Genomic DNA, 9,834 nt, shown 5'->3' with positions numbered 1-9,834 from the left:
CTCCGGGATGCCCGGCAGGCCGAGGAAGCTGGCCACGGCGCCTTCATGGGCCAGGCCGCCTTCGGCCAGGTCGTGGTCCTGGGAGTGGAAGATCACCGTCAGGTCGAAGGTGGCCGCGTACTCCAGGGCACGGCACAGCGTGCGGGTGCTGCGAAAGCTCTCCAGGCCGTTGCCGAAGGCCACACAACCGGCATCGCGCAGCGCGATCAGTTCGGCCAGTTGTTCGCCTTCCAGGCCTTTGCTCAGGGCGCCGATGGGGAACACTTTGCAATTGCCGGCTTCGCGGGCGCGGTCGAGGATCAGCTCGGTCACCGCCGAGGTGTCCAGCACCGGCTTGGTGTGCGGTGGGCAGCACAGGCTGGTGACGCCACCGGCGGCGGCGGCGCGGGTTTCGCTGGTGATGTTGCCTTTGCGGCTGTAACCCGGCTCGCGCAGAGCGACGTTCAGGTCGACCAGCCCAGGCGCGGCCACCAGGCCCTTGGCGTCGATGGTTTCAGTGGAGTTGAAAGCGCTGGGCGCGGCGCCGATGGCGATGATCTTGCCGGCTTCCAGATGAAGGTCGGTGACTTGATCCAGGCCACTGGCCGGATCGATGACGCGGGCGCCGAGAATGCTGAGCTTCACTGGGCCTTCTCCTGCTCGAATTGACGTTGCGCGGTTTGCCCGCTCATGGCCATGGACAGCACTGCCATGCGCACGGCGATGCCGTAGGTCACCTGGTTGAGAATCACCGACTGGTTGCCGTCGGCCACTGCCGACTCAATCTCCACCCCTCGGTTGATCGGCCCAGGGTGCATCACGATGGCATCCGGCTTGGCCCCGGCCAGGCGCGTGGTGGTCAGGCCGAACAGGCGGTAGAACTCGCCTTCGCTCGGCAACAGGCCACCGGACATGCGTTCGCGTTGCAGGCGCAGCATGATGACCACGTCCACATCCTTGAGGCCTTCGGTCATGTCGGTGTAGACCTTCACGCCGTACTGCTCGATGCCGACGGGCAGCAGGGTTTTCGGCGCGATCACGCGGATATCCGGGCAGCCCAGGGTTTTCAGGGCCAGCATGTTCGAGCGCGCGACCCGCGAGTGCAGGATGTCGCCGACGATGGCCACCGAGAGGTTTTCAAAGCTGCCCTTGTGCCGACGGATGGTGAGCATGTCGAGCATGCCCTGGGTCGGGTGGGCGTGACGGCCGTCGCCGCCGTTGATGATCGCTACCTGCGGGCACACGTGCTCGGCGATGAAGTGCGCGGCGCCGGAGTCGCCGTGGCGTACCACGAACATGTCGGCTGCCATCGCTTCGAGGTTGCGCAGGGTGTCGAGCAGGGTCTCGCCCTTGCTCGCCGACGAGGTGGACACGTTCAGTGTGATCACGTCGGCCGACAGGCGCTGGGCCGCCAGTTCGAAGGTGGTGCGGGTGCGCGTGGAGTTCTCGAAGAACACGTTGCAGATGGTTTTGCCGCGCAGCAGCGGGACTTTCTTAACCGCGCGGCCACCGACTTCGAGGAACGAGTCGGCAGTGTCGAGGATTTCGGTGAGCAGCTCACGGGGCAAACCGTCGAGGGACAAGAAGTGTTGCAGTTGGCCCTGAGCATTGAGCTGCAGCGGGCGCTTGGCATCTAGAGGCGTCATCGCGGGGACTCTTTACAAGGCGGTTTAAAGGGCAAGGTCTTGCAGTTCGAGTACGAGCGGCGTGGGACCGGACAATTTTACCCGCTGCTGAGCTGAAAGCGACACGGTGGCGCCGACCACATCCGGGCTGATCGGCAGTTCGCCGGCGTCCAGGTCCAGCAGGCAGACCAGGGTCACGCTGGCGGGGCGGCCATAGTCGAACAACTCGTTCAGCGCGGCGCGGATGGTGCGGCCGCTCATCAGTACGTCGTCGATCAGCACCAGGTGCTGGCCTTCGATCTCGAACGGCAGGGCCGACGGGCGTACTTGCGGGTGCAGGCCGTTCTGGCTGAAGTCGTCGCGGTAGAAAGACACATCCAGCGTACCCAGCGGCGACTCGTTGCCCAACTCTTCGAGCAGCGCCTGGGCCACCCACACGCCGCCGGTGCGAATGCCGATGAAGCGCGGCTCGCTGATGGCACGGTGTTTCAGGTGGGCCTTGAGGCGAATCGCCATCTGGCTGATCAGTTCGGCGGGGTTTGGCAGGCTCATGGTCGCTCCTTCAAGGCCTTGCGCGGCAGGGGTTGCCTGCAAGGTCCGGGCTCAAACGTAAAAAGACGCGGCAAGCCGCGTCAGTCAGGATTCAAATAACGCGGTGTTTTCATCCAGCCAACCCTGCAACAGCAAAGCGGCGGCGATGGCGTCTACCGGGTTGTCGCGGTAGCTGCCTTTCTGCCCGCCACGGTCGCGGCGCTCACCCTTGGCCTCGAAGGTCGTCAGGCGCTCATCGTGGGTATAAAAGGGCAGGTTGTAGCGGCCATTGAGGCGGCGCGCGAACTTTTCGGCGCGCAGGCACATGTCGCTGGGGGTGCCGTCCATGTTCAAGGGCAGGCCGACGACCACCGCGTCGGGCTTCCACTCCTTGATCAGGGCTTCGACCTGATTCCAGTCCGGTATGCCGTTCTGGGCTTTGAGGGTACACAGCTCGCGGGCCTGGCCGGTGATGACCTGGCCGACTGCCACGCCGATCTGTTTGGTGCCGTAGTCAAAACCGAGGATCAGACGCAAGGCCATCAGGCGTGCCCCGCCTGGCTGGTCAGCAGGCTGAGGTTGACCCGTAGCTTGGCCGCCGCCGCGTCCAGGCGCAGTTCGCAGGCGGTGTTGAACAGAATGTCGGCATCGTAGGGGCAGGTCAGCCAGGCGTTGCTGGCCAGTTCGGCCTCCAACTGCCCGGCTTCCCAACCGGCGTAGCCGAGGGCGATCACGCTCTGCTCGGGGCCGACGCCGTCGGCGATGGCGAACAACACATCCTGGGACGTGGACAGTGATACGCCGTCGAGGTCCACCGTGGCCTGGAACTTAGGCCCGGTTGGGTGCAGTACAAAACCGCGATCGGTCTGCACCGGCCCGCCGATATAGATCGGCACGCTCTGACAACGGGCCGGCGGGTCGATCTCCGGGCGCAGTTGCTCAAGGATATCGGCCAGGTTCAGCTCCTGCGGGCGGTTCACCACCAACCCCATGGCACCATTGGCCGTGTGCTCGACGATGTAGGTCAAGGTCTGCGCAAAGTTCGGGTCGGCCATATGGGGCATGGCGATCAGGAATTGGTGCTTGAGGTAGGTCGGGCTGACATTTTTCATGTCCGCTAGTGTGGCGTTGGAGGGGCGAACTGACAAGCTGGGAGTGATCGTTGCCTGCTTTCTTTGTGGCGAGGGAGCTTGCTCCCGCTGGTCTGCGTAGCAGACCCAATACAACCACCGATTTTTTCCAATTGAAACTCAATGAATGATTTTAGGGCGCGCTGCGCGCCCCAGCGGGAGCAAGCTCCCTCGCCACAGAGTCAATTGCTGGACAGCCGATCACCCTTGGCGAATTTCCAGGTGCGGATGATTTCCAGACGGTCCACGTCATTCAAGTCGCCGGTAAACGGGGCGAAGGGCGCGGCCAGGCGCACGATGCGCTGGGCGGCCTGGTCCAGCAACGGCTGGCCGGACGACTCCAGCACCTGCACTTCATATAACGTGCCGTCGCGGTTGATCGACACCAACAGGCGCAAATTGCCGTAAATCTGTTGGCGGCGGGCTTCGTCCGGGTAGTTGAGGTTGCCGATGCGTTCGACCTTCTTGCGCCACTCGTCCTTATACCAGGCGCCTTTGTCACGCATGGTGGACGCAGCGTTCAGGCGGTAGATGCGCGGGCGCTTGGCGTAGAGCTGTTGCTCATTGGCCAGTTCGGCTTCAAGGCTGGAAATCTGGTCGGAGAGCTGCGAACTGTCGAAGGTCGGCGCCGGTTTGACGGGCTCGGGTTGCGGTTCGGTCTTGGATTTTTCGCGTTGGGTCGGGGCTTTTTGCGGTTTCGGCGCGACGGTGGTCACCACGGGCTTGGGCGCGGTCTGCTTGACTTCGGGCTTGGCGGCCGGCGGCGGAGTGACTTTATTGACCTTGTTGTCCTGGAACGGCGCCACTTCAGTGGTCTTGGGCACGGCTTTCTTGTCCAGCGTGCCGCTGCCTTGCTGATTGTCCTGGGCGAGAAAATCGGCCTTCTCGGGCTTCTTTTCGCTCTTGAACGTGGCGAGGGTGATTTCCAGGGTCTTGGTGATTTGCTTGGGTTCGACCATGCTGAAACCCACGCCGAGAATCAGCGCCAGGTGAATCAATGCCGCGAGAAACAGGGTAAAACCGAGCCGATCAGCCGGGCGCACGCCGCTGGGGGAGGGTTCGAAGGGCAGATCGGACGGGAGCGTCATGACAAGAAAACCAACATCGCGCGTTTCACAGGTGGCGCATGATAACGCAATGTTGGTGGCTGTCCGGCTGTTCTATGTCACTTGGCTTGTAGCTTGCGTTCAATCGCGGCCATCAGCATTTCGCCGATGTTCGTGCCAAATGCATTGTCGATCTCGCGAATACAGGTCGGGCTGGTGACGTTGATTTCGGTGAGGTGTTCACCAATTACGTCGAGGCCTACAAACAGCAAACCTTTTTCCCGCAGGGTCGGGCCGACTTGGGAGGCAATCCAGCGGTCCTTGTCCGACAAAGGCCGGGCTTCGCCACGACCGCCGGCCGCCAGGTTGCCACGGGTCTCGCCGGCTGCCGGGATGCGCGCCAGGCAATAATCCACCGGTTCGCCGTCGATCATCAGGATGCGCTTGTCGCCGTCCTTGATCGCCGGCAGATAAGCTTGGCCCATGATCTGCTGGGTGCCCAGGGCGGTCAGGGTTTCCAGGATCACCGACAGGTTCGGGTCGCCGACGCGGTGGCGGAAGATCGAGGTGCCGCCCATGCCGTCCAGCGGCTTGAGGATCACATCGCCGTGTTTGGCGGCGAATTCACGCAGCACATCGGCGCGGCGGCTGACCACGGTCGGCGGCGTGCAGTGCGGGAAGAGCGTGGCGAACAGCTTTTCATTGCAGTCACGCAGGCTCTGCGGCTTGTTGACGATCAGCACGCCGGCGCGCTCGGCCTGCTCGAGCAGGTAGGTGGAGTAGACGAATTCCATGTCGAACGGCGGGTCCTTGCGCATCAGGATCACGTCCAGGTCGCTCAGGGGGCTGTCGATTTCGTCTTGCAGCTCGAACCACTTTTCAGGGTTGGCAAACACCTCGAGCGGACGCATCCGCGCACGCGCCTGGCCGTCGCCCTGGTAAAGATCACGCTGTTCCATATAGAACAGGCTCCAGCCACGGGCCTGGGCGGCCAGGAGCATGGCCAGCGAGCTGTCCTTTTTATAGGAAATGCTGGCGATAGGGTCCATGACAATGCCGACGCGAACGCTCATGGGGGATTTCCTCTAGCAAATTAGGGCGCATAAAAGTGGCGTCAGAGTGGCGCTGCGGCTGTTGTGGGTCAAGGAAAAACCACCTAGCGGGTCGCTCGATAGATTGCTCCACGAGACTGTGCTAAAAAGACTGCCACGGTGCAGCAGCCCCTGAATTCCAAGGCTTCTGGCGCTCATTCTGGGCGGCATCAGGCAGTACACACCGAAAACCGATTCGCTGTGGCGATGGTAGAGCAGATATGGAACAGCATTCCAACGCCTTGAGAGTGATGGTGATCGACGATTCGAAAACGATCCGCCGCACCGCCGAGACCCTGTTGAAGAACGTGGGGTGCGATGTCATCACGGCCATCGATGGTTTCGATGCCCTGGCCCGGATTGTGGATCATCACCCGCACATTATCTTTGTCGACATCATGATGCCGCGCCTGGATGGCTATCAGACTTGCGCCCTGGTGAAGAACAACCCGGCGTTCAAGTCGATCCCGGTGATCATGCTGTCCTCCAAGGACGGCCTGTTCGACAAGGCCAAGGGGCGCATCGTCGGTGTCGATCAGTTTTTGACCAAGCCTTTCAGCAAGGAAGAACTGCTGAGTGCGATCAAGGCCTACGTGCCCGGTTTCGCCGCAGTAGAACAAGCACACTGACGCAACCTCACAAGGGCGTGCGTCTACCAATGTAGTGGGGAAAACCATGGCACGTGTTCTGATCGTCGACGATTCGCCGACCGAAATGTACAAGCTGAGCGGCATGCTGGAAAAGCACGGCCACCAGGTCCTCAAGGCCGAAAATGGCGCCGACGGCGTGGCACTTGCGTCCAAGGAGAAGCCCGATGCGGTGTTGATGGATATCGTCATGCCGGGCCTCAACGGCTTCCAGGCCACGCGCCAGTTGAGCAAGCACAACGATCCGAGCATCAACTCGATACCGATCATCATCATTACCACCAAGGATCAGGAAACCGACAAGATCTGGGGCGAGCGCCAGGGCGCCAGGGATTACCTGACTAAGCCTGTGGACGAAGAAACCCTGATCGCCACCCTGAACAAGGTGTTGGCCGGCTGACGGCACGCCATCATGACCGAGTCACAGACCGCCTTCGAACTGCTGCTGGACATCGACCGCCGCTGTCGCCTGCTGGCCGCCGACCTGCCATCCCAGGAAACCCGCCTGCAAGGCTGGAGCGGGATCGGCTTTCGCGTGGGCGAACAGTGGTTTGTCGCGCCCATGGGCGAAGTCGCCGAAGTGCTGCATGAGCCGCGCTGCACTTTAATGCCCGGGGTCAAGACCTGGATCAGAGGAGTCGCTAACCTGCGTGGGCGCCTGCTGCCGGTGATGGATCTCGGCGGTTTCCTCGGCCATGTGCTGCCCAAGACAGGTAAGCAACGGCGGGTATTGGTCGTGGAATACCAAGACATATTTATCGGGCTGTTGGTGGACGAGGTGGTGGGTATGCAGCATTTCGCACAAGACGCATTGTTGCCCAGCGCCCCCGCCTGCGCGTCCTTTATCCGCGGCCAGTTCGACGCTGATCAGCGCTGGCAGGTCTTCAGCCCCTTCGCTCTGGCGCAGGCCCCTGGCTTCATGGATGTTGCCGCATGACCACTGCTACCACGCCCAAACCCCAGGCGGTCTCGCGCAGCCGCTCGCAGATCATCGTGCTGTTTATTGCGCTGATCATATTCATCATGTTGCTGTTCGCCAACTTCGCGTACCTCAACACCCAGTCCACCTATGACAAGCAGTACATCGGCCACGCCGGTGAGTTGCGGGTGCTGTCCCAGCGTATCGCCAAGAACGCCACCGAAGCGGCCGCCGGCAAGGCCGCCGCGTTCAAGTTGCTGGCGGAGGCGCGCAATGACTTTGCCCGGCGCTGGGGTTACCTGAAGAAGGGCGACCCGGACACAGGCCTGCCCGCCGCGCCCACTGCGGTACGTGCAGAGATGCGGGCGGTGCAGACCGATTGGGAAGCGCTGCTGAAAAATACCGACGCGATCCTCGCCAGCGAACAGACCGTGCTGTCGTTGCATCAAGTCGCCGCGACCCTGGCCGAAACCGTGCCGCAACTGCAAATGGAATCGGAAAAGGTCGTGGATATCCTGCTGCAACGCGGCGCCCCGGCCAGCCAGGTGGCCCTGGCCCAGCGTCAGTCGTTGCTGGCCGAGCGTATCCTGGGGGCGGTCAACACCGTACTGGCCGGTGACGAAACCGCCGTGCAGGCCGCCGATGCCTTTGGCCGCGATGCCAACCGCTTCGGCCAGGTGCTCACCGGCATGCTCCAGGGCAACCCCGGGCTGCGCATCACCCAGGTCGAGGACCACGATGCGCGGGCGCGGCTGACAGAAATCGCCGAGCTGTTCGAGTTTGTCTCAGGCTCCGTGGACGAGATCCTCGAAACCTCGCCGCAACTGTTCCAGGTCCGCGCCTCGGCGAACAATATTTTCAACCTCTCGCAAACCCTGCTCGATGAAGCCTCGCTCCTGGCCACCGGCTTTGAAAACCTGGCCAGTGGGCGCAGTTTCGACACGATCGGCGGCTATGTGCTGGGCTTGCTGGCGCTGGCCTCGATCATCCTGATCGGCCTGGTGATGGTCCGCGCCACCAACCAGCAACTGCGGGAAACCGCCGAGAAGAACGAGCGCAACCAGAACGCGATCATGCGCCTGCTGGATGAAATCGAGGACCTCGCCGACGGCGACCTTACCGTCACCGCCTCGGTGACCGAGGACTTCACCGGCACCATCGCCGACTCCATCAACTATTCCGTGGACCAACTGCGCGACCTCGTCGCCACCATCAACCTCACCGCCGGCCAGGTTGCCGGCGCGGTGCAGGACACCCAGGCCACCGCCATGCACCTGGCGCAGGCCTCGGAACACCAGGCCCAGCAGATCGCCGAGGCCTCCACCGCGATCGAACAGATGGCCCAGTCCATCGACCAGGTGTCGGCGAATGCCGCTGAGTCCTCGGCGGTGGCCGAGCGCTCGGTGGAAATCGCCAACAAGGGCAATGAAGTGGTGCACAACACCATCCACGGCATGGACAACATTCGCGAACAGATCCAGGACACCGCCAAGCGCATCAAGCGCCTGGGCGAGTCGTCCCAGGAGATCGGTGACATCGTCAGCCTGATCGATGACATCGCCGACCAAACCAACATTCTCGCGCTCAACGCCGCGATCCAGGCGAGCATGGCCGGGGATGCCGGACGCGGCTTTGCGGTGGTGGCCGATGAAGTGCAACGCCTGGCCGAGCGCTCGTCGGCGGCCACGCGGCAGATTGAAACCCTGGTGCGGGCGATCCAGGCCGACACCAACGAAGCGGTCATCTCCATGGAACAGACCACCACCGAAGTGGTGCGGGGTGCGCGGCTGGCCCAGGACGCCGGGGTGGCGCTGGAAGAGATCGAAGGCGTGTCGAAAACCCTGGCGGCGCTGATCCAGAGTATCTCCAACGCGGCGCAGCAACAGACGTCATCGGCGGGGCAGATCTCGCTGACCATGAACGTGATCCAGCAAATCACCACCCAGACGTCGTCGGGCTCGACCGCCACCGCCGAGAGCATCGGCAACCTGGCGAAAATGGCCAGCCAGTTGCGCCGCTCGGTGTCGGGGTTCACCTTGCCGGCGCCCAAGCAGGCTGATGATTGAAATGTAATCCAAATGTGGGAGGGAGCTTGCTCCCGATGACGGTGTATCAGTCACCTGATTCATTGACTGAGCCACTGCCATCGGGAGCAAGCCCCCTCCCACATTGGATACCAGCAACTCATGAATTCAAAGCGGAGCAGTTATGGTTGATCGGCACGACTACGTGGCCCTCGAATGGGTCAAGGGCGACATTGCCGAAACCCTGAAACAGGCCCGTTCGGCGCTGGACGCGTTTGTCGAAACCACTGACAACGAGACCCTCGGCGACTGCCTGGCGTGCATTCACCAGGTGCATGGCGCGTTGCAAATGGTCGAGTTCTACGGCGCCGCGCTGCTCGCCGAAGAAATCGAAGCCCTGGCCCTGGCTCTGCAGGCCGGGCGCGTCAGCCAGCGCGATGAAAGTATCCGCCTGCTGCAACAGGCCCTCGGGCAATTGCCGCTGTACCTGGACCGCATCCACAGTGCCCGCCGCGACTTGCCGCTGGTGGTGTTGCCACTGCTCAACGACCTGCGCAGTGCGCGCGGTGAAAGCCTGTTGTCGGAAACCAGCCTGTTCAGCCCGCAATTGCTGTCGATTGCGCCGTTGCCCGAGGAGATGCTGGCGCAACGCGCGCCGCCCGACCTGAGCGATCAGTTGCGCCAGTGGCATCTGCTGCTGCAACAAGCCCTGGCCGGGTTGCTGCGCGAAGATCACGGCCCGAGCAACCTGGAAGACATGGCGCGGGTGTTCGCCCGCCTCGAAGCGCTGTGCCAGGGCGCGCCGCTGTTGCCGCTGTGGCAAGTCACCTCGGCGCTGGTCG

Annotated in this window: 11 protein-coding genes and 1 pseudogene; 5 read left to right on the top strand and 7 right to left on the bottom strand. The window is 62.7% G+C overall.

Annotated elements, in window-relative coordinates:
- From L9Z73_RS18295 to gshB, 7 genes and pseudogenes are all read right to left on the bottom strand, one after another.
- A pseudogene (locus L9Z73_RS18295) lies at positions 1–624 on the bottom strand (dihydroorotase); the annotation flags it as partial.
- Complete coding sequence (locus L9Z73_RS18290; protein WP_247403688.1) at positions 621–1,625, bottom strand: aspartate carbamoyltransferase catalytic subunit; 1,005 nt, start codon at positions 1,623–1,625, stop codon at positions 621–623. The pseudogene L9Z73_RS18295 and the gene L9Z73_RS18290, both read right to left, overlap by 4 nt.
- A gap of 24 nt (positions 1,626–1,649) precedes the next feature.
- Positions 1,650–2,156, bottom strand: a complete 507-nt coding sequence (gene pyrR, locus L9Z73_RS18285) for a bifunctional pyr operon transcriptional regulator/uracil phosphoribosyltransferase PyrR (protein WP_247403686.1) — start codon at positions 2,154–2,156, stop codon at positions 1,650–1,652.
- An 84-nt stretch (positions 2,157–2,240) separates the two neighbouring features.
- A complete protein-coding gene (ruvX, locus tag L9Z73_RS18280; protein WP_005792259.1) occupies positions 2,241–2,678 on the bottom strand; it encodes a Holliday junction resolvase RuvX in 438 nt (145 codons plus the stop codon).
- Positions 2,678–3,247: a YqgE/AlgH family protein gene (locus tag L9Z73_RS18275; protein ID WP_247403684.1), complete on the bottom strand. Its 570-nt coding sequence runs from the start codon at positions 3,245–3,247 to the stop codon at positions 2,678–2,680. Before L9Z73_RS18275 ends, ruvX begins: the two co-directional genes overlap by 1 nt.
- A 200-nt stretch (positions 3,248–3,447) precedes the next feature.
- Entirely contained in the window at positions 3,448–4,353 is a 906-nt protein-coding gene (locus L9Z73_RS18270; RefSeq protein ID WP_247403682.1) for an energy transducer TonB, read from the bottom strand.
- Positions 4,354–4,430: 77 nt separating this feature from the next.
- Positions 4,431–5,384, bottom strand: coding sequence for a glutathione synthase (gshB, locus tag L9Z73_RS18265; protein WP_247403681.1), 954 nt, complete (start codon positions 5,382–5,384; stop codon positions 4,431–4,433).
- Positions 5,385–5,623: 239 nt separating this feature from the next.
- On the opposite strand from gshB, the gene pilG reads away from it, so the two are divergent.
- The 5 genes from pilG to L9Z73_RS18240 all read left to right on the top strand — a co-directional run.
- Complete coding sequence (gene pilG / locus L9Z73_RS18260; protein ID WP_003176671.1) at positions 5,624–6,031, top strand: twitching motility response regulator PilG; 408 nt, start codon at positions 5,624–5,626, stop codon at positions 6,029–6,031.
- Between the two features lie 46 nt (positions 6,032–6,077).
- Positions 6,078–6,449, top strand: a complete 372-nt coding sequence (gene pilH / locus L9Z73_RS18255) for a twitching motility response regulator PilH (protein WP_247403679.1) — start codon at positions 6,078–6,080, stop codon at positions 6,447–6,449.
- Between the two features lie 12 nt (positions 6,450–6,461).
- A complete protein-coding gene (locus L9Z73_RS18250; RefSeq protein WP_247403676.1) occupies positions 6,462–6,986 on the top strand; it encodes a chemotaxis protein CheW in 525 nt (174 codons plus the stop codon).
- Positions 6,983–9,034, top strand: a complete 2,052-nt coding sequence (locus L9Z73_RS18245; protein WP_247403673.1) for a methyl-accepting chemotaxis protein — start codon at positions 6,983–6,985, stop codon at positions 9,032–9,034. The genes L9Z73_RS18250 and L9Z73_RS18245 overlap by 4 nt, the downstream gene beginning before the upstream one ends.
- Positions 9,035–9,176: 142 nt before the next feature.
- Positions 9,177–9,834: Hpt domain-containing protein (locus L9Z73_RS18240; protein ID WP_247403670.1), on the top strand; the 658-nt coding region annotated here is incomplete at its 3' end.

Origin of the sequence: Pseudomonas emilianonis (genome assembly GCF_023072625.1) — a bacterium.
In the GTDB taxonomy this organism is placed as follows: Bacteria; Pseudomonadota; Gammaproteobacteria; order Pseudomonadales; family Pseudomonadaceae; genus Aquipseudomonas; species Aquipseudomonas paraveronii.
Note: the sequence above shows the minus strand (reverse complement) of the source record. Positions and strands in the feature narration are given on the sequence as shown.